Here is a 21,211-nt window from a genome sequence, read left to right on the forward strand (position 1 = left end):
CCAAATCTACTGCACCAGAGAAAACAGGAAATGGCTGACGGACAAAAACATTCAACTGGCGGCCAAACCCTTAGGCCGTCCCTGTGCAAAGGCATTGGCACGTAAGACCCGGAGAGAGGAACCCGGTTGAGGGGAAGTTTGGACAGGCCAAAAATGCATACGGGATGAACCGAATCAGGGCAAGACTAAAAAATACCAGCCAATCGTGGATCGCCTCCATCATCCTAGTGCTGAACCTGGTCAAACTTAGTGTAGCCTAGAAGTGGAAAATCTGATGTAGTTGTCGCATCTGTACAGTGCCTTAGGATTGCAAATCGCACGATAAAAAATTTCAAAATTTATTCCCAACTATTCTAACCTTATAAGAGCACGACTTCTAAATCAGTAAACCAATTGAAACACCTAGCCCGCAAGCTAGCTTTTCCCACTCAAACAAGAACAAGATCCTGCCGAGCAAATGAAACAAAACTATATCATGCTTTTTTTAATAATACTTAAATCCTTAGTAAATAAGTAGCACGAAGGGAAATTAATCAACCTTTCAACTCAAAATTAATTATTTGTACTTTTTTTTATAAAAGATATAATATTTCGAATAAAATATTTTTAAAAATTTTTTTTTCTATACTAAAATGCATTTCAAATATTAATTTTTGTAGCTTGCCGTCAGTTACGAAGTGCAAGAAGCTATAACCAAGTGCCAAAAGGTGTAAATAACTGTTTAAATCAATCTCAAAATCATGAACACGATAAATTCTGAGTTTTTAGGCTACCCAATTTTCAAAGGACAATTAGTTGACGTTCTTCAAAAAGGTAAAACAATTATAAATACGTTGAACCAGTACAGCTTTTGTTTGGCAGAGGAAGATAAGGTTTTCAAAAATGCATTGATGAATTCAGATATTTTGTTGCCTGACGGGATCTCCATTGTACTTTCTGCCAAATTCCTAAGCGGAAACGAATTGAAAAAAATTGCTGGAGCAGATCTCCATGAATTTGTTCTGAAATATTTGAACAGCGTATATGGAACCTGCTTTTACCTAGGTTCCAAACAAGAAACATTAGATGCCATCAAATCTAAAGTTGAAGATGTTTTCCCTAACATAACTAGTGAAGGATTTTCGCCACCATTTAGGGATGAATTTTCGCAAGAAGAAAACGATATGATGATTGAGAAAATCAATGAATTTTCGCCTGATGTACTATTTGTAGGTATGACAGCTCCCAAGCAAGAGAAGTGGGTCTATGCAAATAGAGACAAAATTCAAGCTACTTATATCTGTTCAATAGGTGCAGTTTTCGATTTCTACTCTGGAACTGTGGAAAGACCCTCTAATTTCTGGGTGAGCCATGGCTTGGAGTGGTTTGTAAGGTTAGTTAAAGAGCCAAAGCGATTATGGAGAAGGTATTTTTTCTATGGTGGCATTTATCTAAAACACATCGTTTCTTCAAAAATCAATCATAGCATAAGATTTTAAATTTACATAAGATGTCTCTCACTATCGACAGTTATATCGCTGCAAAAGACCTAAGCAGAAATAAAGATTTCGTATATACTTCATATTCAATTAATTACCTAGACTCATTTCAGGTTAGCCTAAAGAGATTAGTTGATTTATTTGTAAGCACCGCTTTTTTCATAGTGATTGGATGGTGGCTGTTTGGATTGATCGCACTTGCTATTTCAGTCAATTCTAAAGGACCTGTCATATTCAAACAGCTTAGACATGGGAAAAATAATCGCCCATTCTATTGTTACAAGTTTAGAACTATGAAATACAAGGCAAACAGTGAATTTCTTCAAGCACAAAAGAATGATCCAAGAATAACACTCGTTGGTAAATTCTTAAGATCAACGAGTTTGGATGAGTTACCACAAATTTTTAATGTGTTAGTTGGGGAAATGTCTATTGTTGGCCCAAGACCTCATGCATTAACTATGAACAGGGAATATTCAGAAAAAATAGGAAGGTTCATGTGTAGACATATGGTTAAGCCAGGCATCACTGGTCTTGCGCAGGCGTCAGGCTACAGAGGGGAAATAAAAAATAAGTCGGATATGAACTTTCGTCTTGCATATGACTTATTTTATATAAAAAAATGGAGTGTATTATTGGACTTAAAAATCATCCTCTTAACTTTTAAGTGCATTTTCTTTAACAATAAGAATGCATACTGAAATTCAGGGTTTTTGTTTATGGCTTACATTCATTTTTGGAGAGGTGCTCCAGGAATATATCAAATTCATTTTTTAAACCAAAAGTACGCATTCCTTTGTTTTGGCATCACAACTTTGTCTTGTTTTTGAGTGAAATAGCTGATAACGCAAAAGTAAACACCCAGACTAAATCTCTGGGTGTTTCTATTTTTTGAATTATTAATGCCCTGAGTTCAACCGTCGATGTTCCCGGAAAAGGTGATATCAGACTTACGGATAGATACCACAATATTTCGCATAGTGGAGGCTCGGACTAAAAAAAAATTAGAAGGCTCCTTATTAACTTGTATCTAGTCCGCTCCCTCATTAAGCAGATTTACAGTTTGCTCCACATCTCAAGTTGCAATTGGCGCATTCTTGACTCAACTCCCCCAGTTGCACGTAGAGCAAGGATATTTTATTACTTTGCGTGAGTTAATATTAGGGATTTTTTAAAGTAATTTGAAAGATAAGCGTATTCAAGGCAAAGCAATAACCTCGGTGGAAAACACAGGATAAATCATCACTCCAGGTGCTTTTTTCAGAAGATGCAGTCCAGTTAATTGGCCGAAAGCAGGCAATATTAAAGATTGACCACAGTAATAAAAGCAGGGCAATCGAAAGCTTTGTCTGCCTTGGGATTTTATCATCACCCCTGGGTGGATGTGACCAGATATGTTCAGTTTTTCTTCTTTAACCACCACCTCAGGCGCATGGGTAAAAAGGAGATGTTTCCCTACCTCCAACTCATCAACTACTTCAATACAAGTATCCTCCATCACGGAGGAAGGTAAAATATCATGATTCCCCTTCGTTAAAACAAAGTGGATAGTCGGGTAACTGAGAAGAAAATTCTTGAAGTCCTTCCATTCATTGTTCAGACTACTATGGAATAAATCCCCCAGAAAAACCACCGTGGTCGGTTGTAGAGAATCCATTAACTCATCCATACGACGCAGATCCGGTGATATGCTTGGTACAGGGATCATAATTCCTTCTTTTCGGAAGTGTGAGGCTTTTCCCAGATGGAGATCCGCAACCACGAGGATTTGATGGTGGGGTAGATAGGCGACTTTTTCGGGTAATAATTGAATTAATTCTTCCTTGTAATAAAAATCCATCGTTCATCTTGGAGCTATTATTTCTCCAACGTTTCTTTAAGTTTACTCAGCCGAGTCTGCCAATCTTCGTTGCTGTACCTTTCTCTGAAAGATTCCGTGAAAATAGGAAAAGAAAAGGGAGTTAGCTTGATAGGAAAAGTCAAATTAATCGCATGGCTGCCGATCCTTACGAAAGCTGCATACATTCGGGCAGACTCCAATTGAAAATCCATCACCTCATCATAAGCTTGTCTCAAAAGCAAGTTACCCGGATCATAATCTTCAAAAACAGAAAAGAACAAAGACGAATTGGCTTGTAGATGTTTTGTCTTAATAGGCTTGCCGGGATATCCTTGAAAAACCAAACCGCCTATGCTGGCAATATCCCTGAATCTTCTGCGCGCCATCTCCGTCGTATTGATGCCAAGTCGAATGTCCTGCAAAAGATCCTCGGTATTAAACAGGCTTTTTTCCAACGCTTCCTCTATGGGAATCGGCGCATCGCACAAAAGTTCAAATCCATATTCATTGGTCGCGATGCTAAAAGTAGCTTTTCTGATTTTACTAAGTCGAAAAGCGATCACTGCCGCCATTCCTTCATGCACAAACTTCCCTTCAAATGGATAAACAAAAAGGTGGTATCCATACTTGGTTTGGATACTTTCAATTAACAGCGTCCCTTCCTCAGGAAGGGCTGAGAGCTCACTTTGTTTTTGAAAAAGCGGCCGTAAGAATTCTAGTTCAGGATTATTCCGGTTGATTGGCTGATGAACCACATCCATCGAATGCCTCAAAGCCACACCTAAATCAGCAGAAAGCGGAAGCCTGCCTCCCATCCATGACGGCACAATTCCTTTTTTACTAGAATTATTCCTTACTAAAGCCTGCATTTCCCTTACCATGATCAGTTCAAGATTCCTTCCTGAAAACCAAAATGTATCACCGGGCTTCAGCCTGGAAATAAACCATTCTTCTATAGTTCCCAAGTATTTCCCACTCATATATTTCACCTGCATCATCGCGTCACTGACAATGGTACCGATGTTTAGCAAATGTCTATGGGCAATTCTGCGGCTGGTCACTTTAAAAACATCCTGCTCTGCAACTACCTTGTGAAATTCATCATAGGCGCCTAGAGAACGTCCGCCTTTCGTTATCATTAATAGACATTCATTGAATTCTTCTTTGGTAATAGAAGAAAAACAATGGGTGCTCTTCACTTCCTCATAGGTTTCCTTCGCTTTAAATCCTTCAGAAATGGCCAACGTAACCAAGTATTGGATCAAAACATCAAAGGAACGGATGTAAGGAATGCGTCTTTCCATCATTCCTTCTTTTATGGCATATTTCAATGAAGCTCCTTCCATGATTTCAAGGGAATGCGTAGGCAAAAAGTAGATTCGGCTCAAAGCTCCAGGCTGGTGTCCACTTCTTCCGGCCCGTTGGAGAAAGCGGGCAATTCCCTTAGGCGATCCTATTTGAACAACGGCATCCACTGGTCGGAAGTCTACTCCAAGATCCAAACTGCTTGTACAGATAACTGCTTTCAAACTTCCTTCATGCAAAGCAGCTTCTACCCATACTCGGATCTCGTTACTTAGTGAGCCATGATGAAGTGCAAGTGTTCCCGCCCATTCCGGCTTAAGCTCTAGCAATTGTCTGTACCAGATTTCTGCTTGGGAGCGTGTGTTTGTGAACAGCAAGGTGGACTGGCTTTGCTCAATGATGGGTATTACTTTTTCTGCCATATGGACTCCCAAGTGACCAGCCCAAGGAAATCGCTCTAACAAGTCAGGAAGCAAGGTTTCGATCTGCAGCTTCTTTTTTATATTGGACTTGATCATTACCCCTTGATTCTCATGGCCGAGAAGGATATCTTTTGCTTCCTCCAGATTCCCTATCGTGGCAGATATCCCCCAGATCTTTAACTTCGGATTAATCGCCTTTAGTCGGCTTAACGCTAGCTCGACTAAAACTCCTCTCTTGCTCCCCATCAGTTCGTGCCATTCATCCACTACCACAAATTCCAGATCTGAGAAATAATCAAGATATCCCTTACCTGCCATCAGGATATGGATACTTTCAGGAGTGGTAACCAAGGATTGTGGAGGCTTTTTCTTTTGATCTTGTCTCAGCTTAGTAGATGTATCTCCGGTTCTCAAACCTATCTGATAATCTAAAGCTAAATCATCGCTGACCAGCTTGGTAGCTTGATAGATTTCACTGGACAAAGCTCTCAAAGGCGTAATCCAGAGGCAATGTAACTTGGGTGTATCTTTGATTTTCTTTACTTTTCTTTGGATATAATAGTGGTGTAGTACACCAAACCAAATAGCCATGGTTTTGCCATATCCTGTGGGCGCATTCAACAATCCGGAGCGACCTTTTGCCATGGCCGACCATGTTTTTGTCTGAAAAGCATGAGCAGTCCAGCCCTGATTGGAAAACCAAACCTCCGCAAAACTATTCATGGCTTATGCGCTTCAAGTAACAGCAATAAATCATTTTTGGTATTTGCATCCTTTGCCGATTTGTCTTTCCTCCATCTTAAGATTCTGGGGAATCTAAGGGCCACTCCGGATTTGTGCCTTGGGCTGGAATTGATTCCTTCAAACGCTATCTCAAAAACATATTCAGGCTTCACACTTCTTACCGGCCCAAATTTATCCAGCGTGTTTCTTTTGATCCAATTATCCAGCACGTTGATTTCCTTGTCGGTCAATCCGGAATAGGCTTTGGCAAAGGGCACTAGAACATCACCATCCCAGACTGCAAAAGTATAATCCGTGAAAAGGTTGGCTCTTCGACCATGGCCACTTTGGGCGTACAGCAGCACTCCATCCACGGTCATGGGATCTGTTTTCCACTTCCACCAATTGCCACGTCGCCTGCCTGTCTCATACGGACTGGTATTTCTTTTGAGCATCAGTCCCTCACAATGGTAATCACGGGCATTTACCCTAAAATCTGCCACTTCCTGCCAATTGTTAAAGTCCATAGCTTCGGACAATAATAACTTTTTCTCCGTATGCTTAGAAACTAAGTCTTTTAAAATTTCTCTCCTTTCCATTAAGGGTTTCGACCTCAAGTCCTCCCCCTCACTTTCCAGTACATCAAAACAAACCATGACCAAGGGCGCCTCTTTCAGGTACTTGGGGGAAATATTTTTCCTGCCAATTCTGGTCTGCATTACCTGAAAAGGCAAAGGATGGCCATCTTTCCAAGGAATAATTTCTCCATCTATCACGGTGCCATTGGGTAGAGAAGTTTGAAGGGAATTGAACTCAGGAAACTTATTCGTTAAGAGTTCTTCACCTCTACTCCACACAAAAATTTCATTGTTCCTCACAATGATCTGCCCTCGTATTCCGTCAAGCTTTTTCTCAATACACCATTCATTAATGTCTCCCAAAGTCTCCGGCTCCGAATCAAGCTGGTAAGCCAGAAAAAAAGGATAGGGCAGATAATTTTTATTCAAATGACTTTCCCCGGCAAACATAGACTGCATAGTCTCCTCATATGGATCCCATTTCCCCATCAACTTGTGTGCAACGGAAGTTTGTTCTTGATCAAAATATTTTGCGAGAGCTTTTATAACCAATTGTCTGGACACTCCCATTCTAAAATTTCCTGTGATCAGTTTGTTAAAAACAAAGCGTTCGTCTACAGGAGTACTCATCCAATAATCAATGATAAGTGCTTTTTTTTCTTCTGAAGTCAAATCAGTCAAACGGACAAGAAACGCCAAAGTATCTTTTAAAGTAAATTGATGAGCCTTTTGCTGAGGAGGAAGAATTAAGGCAATGGCTTCGGCCAGATCTCCGACAATATGATAAGATTCCTCAAAGAGCCACAGAGGCAATTCCGCAACCTGGGCGGCCCACTCTTTCAACTCTGTAGTTTTTACAGGCCTTTTGGGTTTATTTCCTATCAGAATAGAAACAGCGAATATCTTATCCTGCTCCTCAGCGTGGGTAAAATAGTCTACCATTGCCTGAATTTTTTGATTGGTCTTCGTCGTCTGGTCAATGGCGGTAAACATTGCGGTAAATGCCTTCATAACTTATTCAATGTCTCCGGTAGCAGGTTCATATTGAGTTTTCATTTCAACGGCATTGAGCTGGTAACGTTCTCTGAGCCACTCGGCGAAAATAGTCTGATAGCCGTGGGTGACATAGATGTTTTCGGCACCTGTAGCCAAGACGGCTTCGTTCAATTGAGGCCAGTCGCAATGGTCTGACAAAACGAAACCCCGGTCCACCCCTGAGCGCCGTCTTGCTCCTCTCAGCTGCATCCATCCACTGCAAACTGCTTTGCGGGAGGGAGAGAATTTATTGACCCATGGAGTGGACAAGGCAGAAGGAGGCGCTACGATTATAGCCCCTTGTATATCTTTTCTGTTCATTTCCGGTGTCACCCATGTCCCAGGAAAATTGTGTCCATTATCATTCAATGTATTACTCACATTAGCCACAGCCCCATGAAGAAAAATATCACCAATACTTTGATCTAAGTGATGGAGAATGGATTGGGATTTCCCTAAAGCATAGGCTATGATTACAGAATTCAAACCTTCTGATGCATTCTGTTTCCACCAATTGTTGATGCTTTCATACACCTCTGCTGCTGGTGGAAATGTATAAATAGGAAGGCCGAAAGTGGACTCCGTAATAAAATGGTGACACTTGACCGGTTCAAAAGGAACACTTAGGCCATCGGGCATCAACTTATAATCTCCGGATGCGACCCATATTTCCCCCTTGTATTCCAATCGAACCTGAGCTGAACCAATAATGTGTCCCGCGGGGTGTAGGCTGATCTTTACCCCATTTTTGGTTATTATTTGATTGTATGCCAAGCCTTGCACTGATATATCGAGACCTAATCTTAACCGCAGTATAGCCACAGTATCCTGATGGCAGATGTAATGGCCATTGCCTATCCTAGCATGATCGCTATGACCATGTGTGATGATGGCGGATTTGACCGGCTTCCACGGATCGATATAAATGTCTGCAATCGGACAATAAATGCCCTTCTCGGTAAATTCCAGCACGGAAAATTTTTTTTCATTATTGAAAATCACTAGCGTCAATTACAACTTTTGTACCGAGCTATATGTTTTGCATAAGGGTATCTAGAAGTGAACGCATAATCCAATTATAATGGAAGGTTTGCGCCAATAGCCAACCTTAATCTTTACCGAATGCATTAAAGTGGTATTTATTTATCCCAACCTTTTCCCCAATCTTCCCAATAATATCCCCATGGCGATGGCAGGAAATAGTTAATAAGGCCGACTTTTCTGCATAGCTTTTAGGTGTACAATTATCAACTGATCACAAAGATTTTAGATTCAATCCTGAAACTACATCCACTGAATGATGAAGCTTTAAAAATGAAAAGTTATGCACTTTTCAAACTTGGGAAAAAAGGAAAAGCCCTAACAGCCAATAATCAATTCTGCAAAGACTATTGAAATCTGTTAGGACAGGAGTCTGATAAGAAGTTTAATGAGTTAATCGAAGATGGAAAATAAACTTTTTCAACAGGAAGGAAAGCAAACCTAAACCATCTCCTCGTAATCTATTTCCATAAAATCAGCTACGTACTTCCCCCAGAAGTTTTCTACAAACCTGACATGATCAGGATGCTGGCTGTAGCTATCGTAATGTTCCTGACTATCAAACTCCATGGTCAAGCCATAATCAAAATCATTTTTAGAACTAAGCTGACTCACTGATCGGAAATTTCTGACGTGGCGAATCGAAGCTAGTTTCGCTGCTCCTTGAAGAAATTCACCCTCCTCCAAAGACCCTTTCGGGAATTTCAACTTGAAGAATACTGAATGAGTAAGCATAGGCAATTGCACCATTTTAATAAGTTAAGCTTTTCAGATAAGCGATGCTTTTTGGCAGATTCTCCAATTCTTCATCACTTTCATCTTCGATAAACATGTGCTTGATTCCAAGCTTATTAGACTCTCGAAGAATACCTGGAATATCCAATTCTCCAGTTCCCAAAATCACATCATTCTCAGGGCCTGTGCCTCCCGATAGATTCTTGGGAGCTCCTTTACGCAGGTCTTTCAGGTGTAGAGAAACCCAACGCTTACCATATTTCTTTAGCAAAGCCACCGGATCACCTCCACCGAAATGCGTCCACATCACGTCCATTTGGAAGGATACGAACTTTGGATCTGTATTTTTCATCATGTAATCGAAGAGCGTGCCTTTTTCATAAGGCTGAAATTCAAAGCCATGGACGTGATACATAAACACAATTCCATTTTCAGCCAGCACTTTTCCACCTTCGTTAAATGCCTTGATCGCCCGATCTGCATTTTCTTTAGTGAAGTCACCATTGTGTGGCAGCCAAGCCACCATCACATAGTTGGAGCCTAGTGCTTTCACCCGATCAGCCACCGCTTGAGGATCGGATTCTAGCTGCTCAAAGCTAGTTCCTGTTGATGGAATACTAATTCCTCTGGCTTCGCAAAGCTTTGTAAACTCTTCAGCGGTCACACCTTTTGGTGCTCCACCTTCTAGTTCTGTGAAACCCATTTCCTGAATAATATCCAGGGTAGATTCCACGCCATTTGCCCAGTGATTTCGGAATGAATATGCCTGGACTCCAAGAGGAGCTTGCATCAGTGGATCTCCTTCTTTCTGAGCAAAGCTCATTTCTGCCATTCCAAAACACAGCAGTAGCAACACAATCAATTTGATCTTTTTCATAGGTATATTTTTAATTTATATTATCCCTTATTCTCATTTCTACAATCTCTCATTCTCTTTTCTCCAATCTTATTCTCAAATTCTCAAATCTCTTATTCTCAAATCTCTCAATCTCATTCTCCATTCTCTCATTCTCCATTCTCTGTTCTCAAATCTCTTGTTCTCAAATCTCTCAATCTCTCATCCTCCCTCTTTTCATCCCAAATTCTGACGATTCAATTCCTCCACAGCATGATTTGCAGCACGGGCAGTCAAGGCCATAAAGGTCAGCGTTGGATTTTGAGTACTCGTACTGGTCATACATGCGCCGTCGGTGACAAAGACATTTTTGCATTCATGAAGCTGGTTGTACTTATTCAAAAGTGAAGTTTTGGGATCATGTCCCATACGCACGCCTCCCATTTCATGAATATCCGAACCCGGATCAGAATGAGAATCTTCCACTTTGATATTCGTAAAACCGGCTTTCTCGTACATCATCGTCTGTTGCTCTACGAAGTCAGCCACCATCTTATCATCATTCTCTTTCCACTCTACAGATAGAATGATTTGCGGAATCCCATATTTGTCCACCTGTTCTGTGCTTAGTCGAATATGGTTATCCTCCACAGGAACTGTCTCCCCTTGCATCCAAGCAGCCATGTGCCAGATCCCATATTTTTGATTGAGTAGATTGTCTCGAAGCTGATCACCGATCATGCTCGTATCTGAGCCTAATCCTCTTCCTCCAGACATCCCAATAGAATATCCGCGAAGAAAATCGGTGTCCTGCCGTAACACATTTCGGAATCGCGGTACATAAGCATGTCCGGGATTTCTTCCATCGTTGAATTTGTCCACAAAACCTTCAAAACTCGCATTTCCTTTTCCCCGGTAATTGTGACATGCCAGGAATTTCCCCATCAGACCATTTTCATTTCCTATTCCTCCGGAAAAAGTGGATGATTTAGAATTGAGTAGAATAGCATTACTAGCTATGGTAGAAGCATTTACGAAAATTATTTTTGAATAAAACTCTATCGCTTCTTTGGTGTTCCTATCGATGATTCTCACTCCGGTAGCTTTGCCTTTGGCATCATCGTAAATAATTGACTCTACCACTGCTTCCGGGCGGACGGTGAGATTACCTGTTTTTTCTGCCCAAGGCAAAGTAGAGGCATTTGCAGAGAAATAGCCCCCGTAAACGCAACCACGATTGCACATCCCTTGATGCTGGCACTTATTTCTTCCCTGTTGTTTATGGATTTCCTGTGGATCCGTTAGGTGCGCGCATCGGCCTTGGATCAAATAGCGATTGTCAAAATTCGAAGCCAATTGTTCTTTGTAATAATTCTCAATGCAACTCAACTCAAAACCCGGCATCACTTCAGAATCGGGTAGCTCAGCGAGTCCATCCTTATTGCCTGCAATTCCAGCGAATTTCTCCACATACGAATACCAAGGTTCCAAGTCTTTGTAGCGAATCGGCCAATCCACCGCAAAACCATCACGTGCCGGACCTTCGTAATCAAAATCGCTCCATCGCTGTGTGGCTCTTGCCCAAAGCAAAGACTTGCCTCCTACATGATATCCACGAAACCAGCGAAATGGCTTTTCCTGAATAATCGGCTGTTCATCATCAGCCAAAGCCCAATGGGCAGTCTCTTCCCTCAACCATTTTCCGCCGCCCACTCCAGACCTTTTCTCCAAAGGAATTGCACCCCTAAACTCAAATTCATAGGGGGCTTTAGATGCTGTAGGATAATCCTGGATATGTTTGACCATACGCCCACGCTCAAGAACGAGGGTTTTTAGGCCTTTTTCGCAAAGTTCTTTGGCAGCCCAGCCGCCGCTGGCCCCAGATCCAATAACAATAGCGTCATAGGTTCTTTTCTCTTTTGAATCTTGTAACATGGTAGATTAGGTCTGGGCTGGTAAATCGGCACATCCATGGTAATATCCAGGTGCGACTTTGTAATTTCTATAATCAACCATGACTTCTTTGACGGTTGTAAAACCGGTAATTGTCTCTCGCTTCATCATGTCAAAAAATTCACGTTCATCTTCATTTTCCGAAGATGACAATCCAAGTAAAAATTGTTCCCTTATATCTTGTGGAAGTTTATAAAAAAAATTACCCAATTCGTTACCCGCATGAGTATCCAATGCTGCTAGCTGTCGCTTAATTTTATCCTGATCTTCCTTTTCGTAACAGTGCTCAAAAAGCTTCATCAGATAAATATCTGTTCCTGTACTTATTGCTCCAATAGGCTTAGCGTCTGAAGTTGGAGTTTTGGCTGGAAGTCCAGCAGGGATGATTGTATCTGCGATGCTTGTGATAAGCTTCTCTTCTTTTGATGTAAAGAATCCTGTGTGATTTACTCCATCAAGCAGCTGCCACTTCCAGTCTGCAAGCGCAAGTCCGGCAATCCCCACGGCAGTGCCGCCGAGGATTTTCAGTGAGTTTCTTCGATTCATAGGTTTGATTGGGTTATTGGAAAGCCAATGTAAGAGTTTATCATTTGATCTAGAAGGCTAATCTTCTAATGGTAAATCAAGTATTTTAGTGGCTTATCAAAATTTCAACACTAAGGAAACATCGATCTTTTAATGGGTTTGGATCACTATGTGTATTTCTAGATCAGAGAAAGTGTGTAGGAATTATCAGAGATCTCATTCAAACCATCTACTAACTTCAGAGACTAACTCCCGCAAAAAAACAGATCTCAGAAAAATCAAAGCATCGCCTAGAAGCACCTAGAAGATGGCAGTATTCAGACATTCGATCCTGTCAGATAAGGCAAGTAAAACAAAGAACTAACCCTTCATCCTATGAAAAAGTAGGCACCAAACATGACTCCTTTTATATTTTGGCCCCATCGGTTACTTTGTGGATACTAACCAATGCATGTATAGATGAAGAAAACCACTACACTATTAACAGTCTTCCTTATGATGCTGAGCATGGCAAGCTTTGCACAGAAGAAAAATAAAAAAAACGCTAAAGAAGAGGCTGCTGCACTAAGTGAAGCACCTAAACCAATCAAGAAAAGTCCTTTCAAAAAGTATAGTGAAATTGTAACAGGTGAGGCAATTTCTGATGATGGACTATTTACAGTTCATAAGGTTGGAGATAAAAGTTACTATGAAGTTCCTTTTGATCTTTTGGCAAAAGACATGCTTCTGGTCAGTCGTATTTCTAAAATAGCCGACGGTCTTGGAGGTGGATATACGACTGCTGGCTCTAAGTCAAATGAACAAGTCGTTCATTGGTCTAGACTTCAAAACAGCATCATCCTTCGTTCTATTTCATTTGACAATGTAGCCGCAGATTCTCTGCCTATCTTTTTGTCTGTGGAAGCCAACAACTACAATCCAATTTTGGCTTCATTCAAAATAGAAGCTTTCAATACGGACTCAACTGCAGCTCTGATAGAAGTAACTGATTTATTTCTGTCAGATATCCCGGCACTTAGTGGCCTTTCCTCATCGATGAGAAAGGAGTATCAGGTAAGAAATCTGGATAATGATAGAAGTTTCATTACACGAATGGCCAGCTATCCGGAGAATATTGAAGTAAGGCATGACATGACCTACAATGCCTCCGCCCCACCTTCCAATTCAAGGTCTGGGACTATTTCCATGGAACTGAGCCAGTCCATGTATTTGCTTCCTGAGCAGCCAATGCAACCACGATTACATGATCAGCGCGTGGGTTGGTTTACGGTGCGTCAGATTGATTACGGTTCCGAAGCACTGAAATCAGACGAAAAAACTTACATCAGAAGATGGAGACTGGAGCCCAAAGATCCTGAAGCTTATGCCAGAGGAGAATTGGTGGAGCCAGTAAAACCAATTGTCTATTACTTAGATCCTGCAACTCCGGAAAAGTGGAGAACCTATTTCCGTCAGGGTATTGAAGATTGGCAAGTCGCTTTTGAAGCGGCAGGTTACAAAAATGCGATCATAGCCAAGGATGCTCCTACTAAAGAGGAAGATCCCGATTGGAGTGCAGAAGATGCGCGTTATTCTACCGTTCGATATGTAGCGACAACTACCAGAAATGCCATGGGGCCTAGTGTATCAGATCCTCGCTCAGGTGAAATTATAGAAAGTGATATTGTTTGGTTTCACAATCATTTGCGCTCGTACAGAAATCGCTACATGCTAGAAACAGGAGCGGCAAACCCTTCCGCTAGAACTTTGAACACTCCGGATGAGGAAATAGGTGAAATGATGCGAAGAGTAATTTCTCACGAGATCGGTCATGCTCTTGGATTGCCTCACAATATGAAGGCCTCTTATGCCTACCCCACTGATTCTTTGCGTTCAGATACTTTCACACAAAAATGGGGACTTGCAGCGACGATAATGGATTATACCAGATACAACTATGTAGCTCAGCCAGGTGATGAAGGAGTGCGATGGGTGCGGATGCTCGGCCCATATGACAACTATGCGATCAACTGGGGCTATAGATATATCCCAAATGCAGATTCTCCTGAAGCTGAAAAACCAACTTTGAATAGCTGGATCAGAGAAAAAGCCGGTGATCCAATGTACTTATTTGGAGGAGGCAATTCTTTTGACCCAAGTTCTCAAACGGAATCTGTGGGCGATGATCCAGTGAAGGCAAGTACTTATGGACTTGCAAACTTGAAAATCGTAGCTCCAAATCTGGCTAAATGGACTGCCACAGCTGGCGAAGGCTATGATGATTTGGAGGAATTGTATGGAGAATTGATTGGAGTATGGAGCCGATTTGCAAATCACGTGGTGACCAACATCGGCGGAGTTTACGAGGAATACAAAACTACTGACCAACCCGGCGTCACCTATACTCCTACTTCCAAAGTAGAGCAGTTGAAGTCAATGAAGTTTTTGAATGAAAATGTATTTACGACTCCAGATTGGTTACTGCAAAAAGAAATATTAGAAAATATCGAACCAAGCGGTGCAGTATCTTCTATTAGTAGTCTTCAGTCAAGGTTACTTAGCAGTGTGCTTAGAATGGACAGATTGGAGCGATTGATAGACAATGAAGCCTTGAACGGCGCCGAAGCCTATTCTATGATTCAGATGTTAAGTGACTTGAGAAAAGGTATTTGGTCAGAGCTATCTGGTTCTAAAGACATAGATGCTTTCCGCAGAAATCTTCAGCGTGCGCATGTGGAGCGTCTTGCTTCGCTAATGACTCAGGATGAAAAAAACCGCTCTGATGTCAGTGCTGCTGTTCGTGCAGAATTGAAAGCTATACAAAGTTCAGCGCGCACAGCTAGCTCAAGGTATAGTGCTGGGATTGTTCAAAATCACCTTCGTGATATTGATGCACTTGTGGATTCGTTGCTTGACTCAGAGTAATTTAACTGTCATTGTCTTTCTCTGGAAGGGCAATGACATTTTTTTTAAACGTTTTTTTTAACTACCAAGAAGACCAAGGTTTAGTAAAGGTCACAGTCCCGGTTACAGACTATCTGATCCTGCCCACTGAGACTGATCACTCAAAAAAAATACTTATCCGATTTAGTCTGGGAAGATTGAATTGAAAAATGGCTTCGCTGCATTTTGTCCTTGTCATTCCCGCCTGATTTCATAGCAAAGAAGAAATATATAAAGGACAGCCATTCGACTGTCCCTTTAGCTTAAAGTTATTATTTGCGGTAATCCAGAGGTGGTTCCCGATCTCCAGTTAATGCTTCATACTTAAAGTCTTTACCTCTTCTCCTATTCAATTCCTGCAGTGCTTTTCCTGTCACAGAGGGATCTTTGAATATATCCATGGCAGTAAGCGTAAGCGTCTTCGCCGCTACCATCATACCTTTCTGGCCTATACTAGTTCCTCCTGCGGCTACAGCCTGCCAGGTGTGCGCAGATGTCCCCGGAACCCATGTTGCCGCATTCATACCTGCAGTTGGAACCAGCCAACTCACATCCCCAACGTCAGTTGACCCTCCTGTTCCTTTTTCTATGACTTCGAAAGGATCAATTTTAGCAGCATCCTCAGGTGATGCATTTATTGAATACGTTTTCATTATTTCCTCAGCAAATTTGCGCTCCTCGGCATTATAATCTACACCTCCTATTTTCTCTAAATTCTTATACATAATCCTTCCCAGTGTTTCATTTGGAAGCAAATTGTATAGTCCATGGATCACTTCATATTTCATTTCAGTGTTTGTTCCCAAAGCTGCTCCTTCAGCTGCTTTTACTACTCTTTCGAAAATTGATTTAACGTTAGCGACATCAGGATTTCTCACATAGTAAAATACTTCAGCAAAGGCGGGAACTACATTTGGCGCTTCTCCCCCACTTGTAATTACATAATGTATTCGTGTTTCCTGTGGCACATGCTCTCGCATCATGTTGACCATGTAATTCATAGATTCTACACCATCAAGTGCAGACCTTCCTCGCTCAGGAGACATCGCTGCGTGCGAAGCTTCTCCATAAAATCTGAATTTCGCAGACTTGTTTGCCAAGGAAGAAGAGGCACTCGCATCATTTTGACTGGATGGATGCCAGTGTAATACGGCATCTACATCGTCAAGTAATCCAGCTCTAGTCATGTAAACTTTACCTGCACCACCTTCTTCAGCGGGGGTTCCGTACACTCTTATTGTTCCTTGAGTTCCAGAAGATTCCAGCCACTCTTTTGTGCTAATCCCTGCTGCAACGGATGCTGCACCAAATAAGTGATGTCCACATGCATGACCTGGACCGCCTTCTATGACAGGATCTTTAAAGGGTACAGCTTTTTGAGAAACTCCCGGTAAGGCATCAAACTCTGCAAGGATAGCAATGACAGGTTTACCTGAGCCAAACTCTGCGACGAAGGCGGTGGGAATATCTGCCACGCCAGCTTTAATTGAAAATCCTGCATCAGCCAGTGTTTTTTGCAGTAAGGCAGAGCTTTTATTTTCGAGATATCCGAGCTCTGGATTTGACCAGATTTCTTTTGCGATCGCACCGTAGAAATCGGCTTTTTGATCAAGTTCTTGGAGAATTTTTTCCTCCTGAGCATAGGTTGCAAAGGCTATAAAAAACAGGGATAGAAAGTAGAGTTTTTTCATAAACTTGAGATTGTTGGGTGAAATTTACCTCAAAATACTCAATGAACTATATAATCACCTCCCTTTTAGTACAATTTTAAAACTTCAGGGAACACTGCTTACAACTGGTAGTTAATCATGATTTTTTTGAATCTTTTCTCGATTTTCAAAAATAAGTATACCACTGATATTCAACGGATTATTAAAATATGTAAATTTTAATACACCAAACCCATTTTTAACATGAAAAAGATTTTTAAAGTATTAGCGTATTTGCTTGGAGTGATTGTGCTGTTGGTCGTAGTTGGAGCTGCATTCGTAAACTTCACATTCCCAAAAGTCAGTCCAGCACCTGAGTTAACCATTGATCACAGCCCAGATCGTGTGGCAAGAGGAGCATATCTTGCGAATCATGTCACAGTCTGTGTGGATTGTCACTCTGTTCGTGATTTCTCCCAGTTTTCAGGTCCCATCACGGAAGGGACGGCTGGATCCGGTGGAGATAGATTTGATCAAAGCATGGGACTCCCAGGAGTTTTTTATGCCAAAAACATTACTCCCACTGGGATTTCGGATTATACTGACGGAGAACTATTTCGTCTTATAACTACTGGCGTGACCAATGAGGGAAGACCAATGTTTCCCTTGATGCCTTACTCCTATTATGGCAAGATGGATCCCGAGGATATTTACGACATTATTTCCTACATCCGTACCCTTCAGCCTATTGACAAGGAAGTTCCAGATTCCGAACCTGACTTTCCTATCAATATTATCTTAAAAACCATCCCCAAAGATGGCGTACCTGAAAAAAAACCTTCTGAAACTGACCAAGTGGCTTATGGTAAATACTTGACTAACGCCGCAGCCTGCATGGAATGTCATACGCCTATTGATGCTCAGGGAGCATTGATGCCCGGGAAAGAATTTGAAGGAGGAAGAGGTTTTACTTTTCCTGATGGCTCAGTGGTTCGTACTGCGAATATTACGCAAGACAAACAATCTGGCATAGGAGCGTGGACAGAGGATATGTTTGTAGGTAGATTTAAGCAGTACCTTGATTCTGGCTATCACTTACCTAAAATCCAGCCTGGTGAATTCAACAGCGTCATGCCTTGGGTCATGTATGCTGGCATGGAGGAATCAGATCTCAAAGCTATTTATGCCTATCTGAAAACTATAAGTCCTATTCCAAACCAAGTGGTGAAATTCTCACCTCCAAGTTCTGGAGAGTAATTTTGAACCAAAACTTTTCTAAAACCTACCTTCTCTCTTATCGTAGAGAAGGTATGTTTTTCTTTTTCAAATGAAATTCCGAGCTTTGCCCTTCATATGAAAGCAATCATTTCAACGTTAATGCTTCTATTTTTTCTGACAGGTCAGATCAATTTGACTTTGGCGGCGCATTACTGTGGAGATGAATTAAAAAGTACTGACGTCACTATTGCTCCTGAAAGATCAGATTGCTGTGGGGTAGACTTGGTTCAAGTACCAGAAGCAGATTGTTGTTCCGATGTTTATACTTCATCTGATTCTGATGATTATTTCGGAAAAACTCAGTTCCAAGTTCAGCTTTCTCCAGAATTTGTATTAGCCTATGTGCTAACTATCGCAAGTATTCAACTGGCAGAAATTCAAATTTCCAATCCAGAATATCTTTTCCCAGATCGAACAATACCTGATCTAACTATCCTCCACCAATCCTTTTTGATATAAGAACTGCTTTATTTTTATTCGCTTTAGGCGAACTGTAATCTAGTAACACACAAGCAATTCTTCATGAAATAAGCCTAAACTTAGGGTTCCCCTGTTTCAAACAAGGTAAGTTTATTGCGAATTCCATGTGATACGAGAGATAATCTTAAATACATGAAATCAAAAATTCTATTTGTAGGATGCTTCATTGCGCCAGCTTTTCTATTTGCTCAAAATAGCATAAAAGGCCAGGTACAATCAGTATCAAATGAGCCTCTAATCGGCGCTAGCATCAAACTTCTGGATAAACAACAAGGTGCTATAACTAATCTGGACGGTCACTTCCAGCTAGAAAATGTACTGGAAACTGACCGGTTGGTGGTGACCTACCTTGGTTATGAGCCAGATACGTTAGATCCAGTTTTTGATCAACCAATGCAAATAACATTACAGGAAAGCGGTGAAGCGCTGGAGCAGGTTACCGTCCAAGCCAGATCGGAGTCAGTGGTGGATGAAGCTCCTTTTCTCAATATTCTCATTACGGAAAGTGAACTTCAAAAAGCTGCCTGCTGCAATCTCTCCGAGAGTTTTGAGACAAATGCATCCGTAGATGTCTCGTATGCTGATGCAGTCACAGGCACCAAAATGATACAAATGATGGGTCTGGATGGCCGATATGTCCTGATCAGCAGGGAAGGAATCCCGAATATCCGAGGCTTAAATTCCAGACTTGGTCTCACTTACGTACCTGGAACCTGGATTCAATCTATCGATGTGGGAAAAGGGGCCGGAACTGTAATCAATGGCTACGAATCCATGACAGGTCAGATCAATGTCGATCTTTTCAAACCGGAAAGCATGGATACCTGGTATCTTAATGGCTACCTCAATTCCTTTGGCAGACTGGAAATCAATGCAAATCATCAAATTCCCATCAGTGAAAAATGGAGCTCGGGTGTACTATTTCACGCAAGTCAAATGAGCTCTGAAATCGACGGAAATGACGATGGATTCATGGATTTACCCAAAGGCAGACAGCTGAATTTTCTCAATCGATACAAGTATGAAGGTGACCGATTGAGTGCGCAAATCGGCGTCAATCTATTTATGTCTGATAATGCCGGAGGTCAAAAAGGCTTTGACTTCAATAGCGACCTATCCACCAGCAGTATGTACGGCTATGAAATGGACACCCGAAAAGCTGAAGTTTTTGGCAAGCTGGGAATGATCTATCCAGATAAGCCTACGCAAAGCTGGGGATTTCAGTACTCTCTTTCGTATCAGGACTTCAATGGAGGAGCAGGAAGAAGAATTTACCGAGGCATAGAGAAGACAGCTTACGGTAATTTCATTTATCAAAATATCCTAGGCTCAAGCTTTCACCAGTACAAAACGGGAGCAAGTTTTCTTTACGATGAGTTTGCAGAAACCTTTGATTCCAACACACCATCAGGACTCGATACGGCAATGTATAGAACAGAAAAAGTGCCTGGCCTTTTCTTCGAATATAACTTCATTCCAAATGAGCGAATCACTGTAGTGGCTGGAGCAAGAACGGATTTTCACAATCTATTTGGCACCTATTTTACTCCTAGAGTTCATGCCAGATGGGAATTTGTCCCAAACTGGACGTTGCGAGGATCTTTGGGAAAGGGATACCGAACGCCAAATGCTTTGATGGAAAACAGCGCAGTTTGGGTATCAGCCAGAGAGCTAGTTTTCAATGCTGAACTCAAGCCCGAGGAATCTTGGAATTCAGGCGTTAGTGTAGCGGGAAACTTGACTGTAGATGATCGTCCCTTGAGTATAGTCGCGGATTATTTCTACACAGGCTTTCAGAATCAACTTGTATATGATCAGGATGTAAGCTCAGAATTGCTGGTCATCAACAATCTTCATAAAGGATCTTATGCGAATAGCTTCCAGATAGAAGCAAGCTATCCTATTACGGAAAGACTAAATGCCAAAGCTGCATACAAGCGCTATGAGATGAAGATGACCACCAATGGGATTCTTCAGCAGATCCCACTTCAAAGTCAGGATCGTTTCTTCATGAACCTTTCCTATGCTACATTATACGACAAGTGGAAAGCGGACATGACGCTGAACTGGAATGGCCCAATGCGTATTCCTAATACCAGCGAAAGTCCGGTGGAATTTCGTCAGCCTAGTGAATCCCCGGATTTCTTTATGCTAAATGCTCAGGTAAGTCGTGGGTTTCGCTGGGGCAGCATCTACTTAGGCGGAGAAAACATCTTAAACTTCAAACAATCAAATCCAATCATAGATCCTGAAAACCCTTTTGGCTCGAACTTCGATGCTTCCATGACCTGGGGCCCAATAGCCGGAAGAGTGATCTATACAGGGATCAGATATAAAATCAACTAAATACTCACTATGAAATCGAGCATATGGCAAGCAACACACAGAGGGATAATTATCAGCCATGCGAGA

The 21,211-nt window shown here is 41.6% G+C and carries 16 protein-coding genes; 7 read left to right on the forward strand and 9 right to left on the reverse strand.

From position 1 onward, the window contains the following. Nucleotides 1-164: 164 nt before the first annotated feature. The 3 genes from BVH04_RS26130 to BVH04_RS13065 all read left to right on the forward strand — a co-directional run bounded on the left by BVH04_RS26130 (nucleotide 165) and on the right by BVH04_RS13065 (nucleotide 2,179). Nucleotides 165-260 (forward strand): hypothetical protein, encoded by a 96-nt coding sequence (locus tag BVH04_RS26130; RefSeq protein WP_240510919.1) that lies wholly within the window; start codon nucleotides 165-167, stop codon nucleotides 258-260. A gap of 480 nt (nucleotides 261-740) precedes the next feature. Next, the gene (locus BVH04_RS13060; protein WP_086541918.1) at nucleotides 741-1,478 is read left to right on the forward strand and encodes a WecB/TagA/CpsF family glycosyltransferase; all 738 of its coding nucleotides are present in this window, start codon (nucleotides 741-743) and stop codon (nucleotides 1,476-1,478) included. An 11-nt stretch (nucleotides 1,479-1,489) separates the two neighbouring features. Further along, nucleotides 1,490-2,179, forward strand: coding sequence for a sugar transferase (locus tag BVH04_RS13065; RefSeq protein ID WP_086541919.1), 690 nt, complete (start codon nucleotides 1,490-1,492; stop codon nucleotides 2,177-2,179). A 497-nt stretch (nucleotides 2,180-2,676) separates the two neighbouring features. On the opposite strand, the gene pdeM is transcribed toward BVH04_RS13065, so the two are convergent. The 8 genes from pdeM to BVH04_RS13105 all read right to left on the reverse strand — a co-directional run bounded on the left by pdeM (nucleotide 2,677) and on the right by BVH04_RS13105 (nucleotide 12,491). Further along, the gene (pdeM, locus tag BVH04_RS13070) at nucleotides 2,677-3,318 is read right to left on the reverse strand and encodes a ligase-associated DNA damage response endonuclease PdeM (protein ID WP_086541920.1); all 642 of its coding nucleotides are present in this window, start codon (nucleotides 3,316-3,318) and stop codon (nucleotides 2,677-2,679) included. Nucleotides 3,319-3,335: 17 nt separating this feature from the next. Next, nucleotides 3,336-5,768, reverse strand: coding sequence for a ligase-associated DNA damage response DEXH box helicase (locus tag BVH04_RS13075; protein WP_086541921.1), 2,433 nt, complete (start codon nucleotides 5,766-5,768; stop codon nucleotides 3,336-3,338). Continuing rightward, nucleotides 5,765-7,357 carry an ATP-dependent DNA ligase gene (locus BVH04_RS13080; RefSeq protein ID WP_086541922.1) on the reverse strand — a complete coding sequence of 531 codons (1,593 nt, stop codon included), beginning with the start codon at nucleotides 7,355-7,357 and terminating at the stop codon, nucleotides 5,765-5,767. Before BVH04_RS13080 ends, BVH04_RS13075 begins: the two co-directional genes overlap by 4 nt. 3 nt (nucleotides 7,358-7,360) lie before the next feature. Then, a complete protein-coding gene (locus BVH04_RS13085; RefSeq protein ID WP_086541974.1) occupies nucleotides 7,361-8,353 on the reverse strand; it encodes a ligase-associated DNA damage response exonuclease in 993 nt (330 codons plus the stop codon). Nucleotides 8,354-8,863: 510 nt separating this feature from the next. After that, a complete protein-coding gene (locus tag BVH04_RS13090; protein WP_086541975.1) occupies nucleotides 8,864-9,157 on the reverse strand; it encodes a Dabb family protein in 294 nt (97 codons plus the stop codon). A 16-nt stretch (nucleotides 9,158-9,173) separates the two neighbouring features. Further along, the gene (locus BVH04_RS13095) at nucleotides 9,174-10,034 is read right to left on the reverse strand and encodes a sugar phosphate isomerase/epimerase family protein (RefSeq protein ID WP_086541923.1); all 861 of its coding nucleotides are present in this window, start codon (nucleotides 10,032-10,034) and stop codon (nucleotides 9,174-9,176) included. 195 nt (nucleotides 10,035-10,229) lie between these two features. Then, nucleotides 10,230-11,927: a GMC oxidoreductase gene (locus BVH04_RS13100; RefSeq protein WP_086541924.1), complete on the reverse strand. Its 1,698-nt coding sequence runs from the start codon at nucleotides 11,925-11,927 to the stop codon at nucleotides 10,230-10,232. Between the two features lie 6 nt (nucleotides 11,928-11,933). Continuing rightward, the gene (locus BVH04_RS13105; RefSeq protein ID WP_086541925.1) at nucleotides 11,934-12,491 is read right to left on the reverse strand and encodes a gluconate 2-dehydrogenase subunit 3 family protein; all 558 of its coding nucleotides are present in this window, start codon (nucleotides 12,489-12,491) and stop codon (nucleotides 11,934-11,936) included. A 438-nt stretch (nucleotides 12,492-12,929) separates the two neighbouring features. Here BVH04_RS13105 and BVH04_RS13110 point away from each other — a divergent pair, with 438 nt between their 5' ends. Further along, nucleotides 12,930-15,374, forward strand: a complete 2,445-nt coding sequence (locus tag BVH04_RS13110) for a zinc-dependent metalloprotease (RefSeq protein WP_240510920.1) — start codon at nucleotides 12,930-12,932, stop codon at nucleotides 15,372-15,374. A 290-nt stretch (nucleotides 15,375-15,664) separates the two neighbouring features. Here the strand turns inward: BVH04_RS13110 and BVH04_RS13115 are convergent, their stop codons facing one another. Continuing rightward, complete coding sequence (locus BVH04_RS13115) at nucleotides 15,665-17,083, reverse strand: amidohydrolase (RefSeq protein ID WP_086541926.1); 1,419 nt, start codon at nucleotides 17,081-17,083, stop codon at nucleotides 15,665-15,667. Nucleotides 17,084-17,305: 222 nt separating this feature from the next. On the opposite strand from BVH04_RS13115, the gene BVH04_RS13120 reads away from it, so the two are divergent. The 3 genes from BVH04_RS13120 to BVH04_RS13130 all read left to right on the forward strand — a co-directional run bounded on the left by BVH04_RS13120 (nucleotide 17,306) and on the right by BVH04_RS13130 (nucleotide 21,145). Beyond that, the gene (locus BVH04_RS13120; protein WP_086541927.1) at nucleotides 17,306-18,298 is read left to right on the forward strand and encodes a c-type cytochrome; all 993 of its coding nucleotides are present in this window, start codon (nucleotides 17,306-17,308) and stop codon (nucleotides 18,296-18,298) included. A 96-nt stretch (nucleotides 18,299-18,394) separates the two neighbouring features. After that, nucleotides 18,395-18,778, forward strand: coding sequence for an HYC_CC_PP family protein (locus BVH04_RS13125; RefSeq protein ID WP_116116598.1), 384 nt, complete (start codon nucleotides 18,395-18,397; stop codon nucleotides 18,776-18,778). 153 nt (nucleotides 18,779-18,931) lie between these two features. Next, on the forward strand, nucleotides 18,932-21,145 hold the full coding sequence (locus tag BVH04_RS13130) for a TonB-dependent receptor plug domain-containing protein (protein ID WP_086541929.1): 2,214 nt from the start codon (nucleotides 18,932-18,934) through the stop codon (nucleotides 21,143-21,145). Nucleotides 21,146-21,211: the final 66 nt, after the last annotated feature.

Origin of the sequence: Algoriphagus antarcticus (assembly GCF_002150685.1) — a bacterium.
In the GTDB taxonomy this organism is placed as follows: Bacteria; Bacteroidota; Bacteroidia; order Cytophagales; family Cyclobacteriaceae; genus Algoriphagus; species Algoriphagus antarcticus.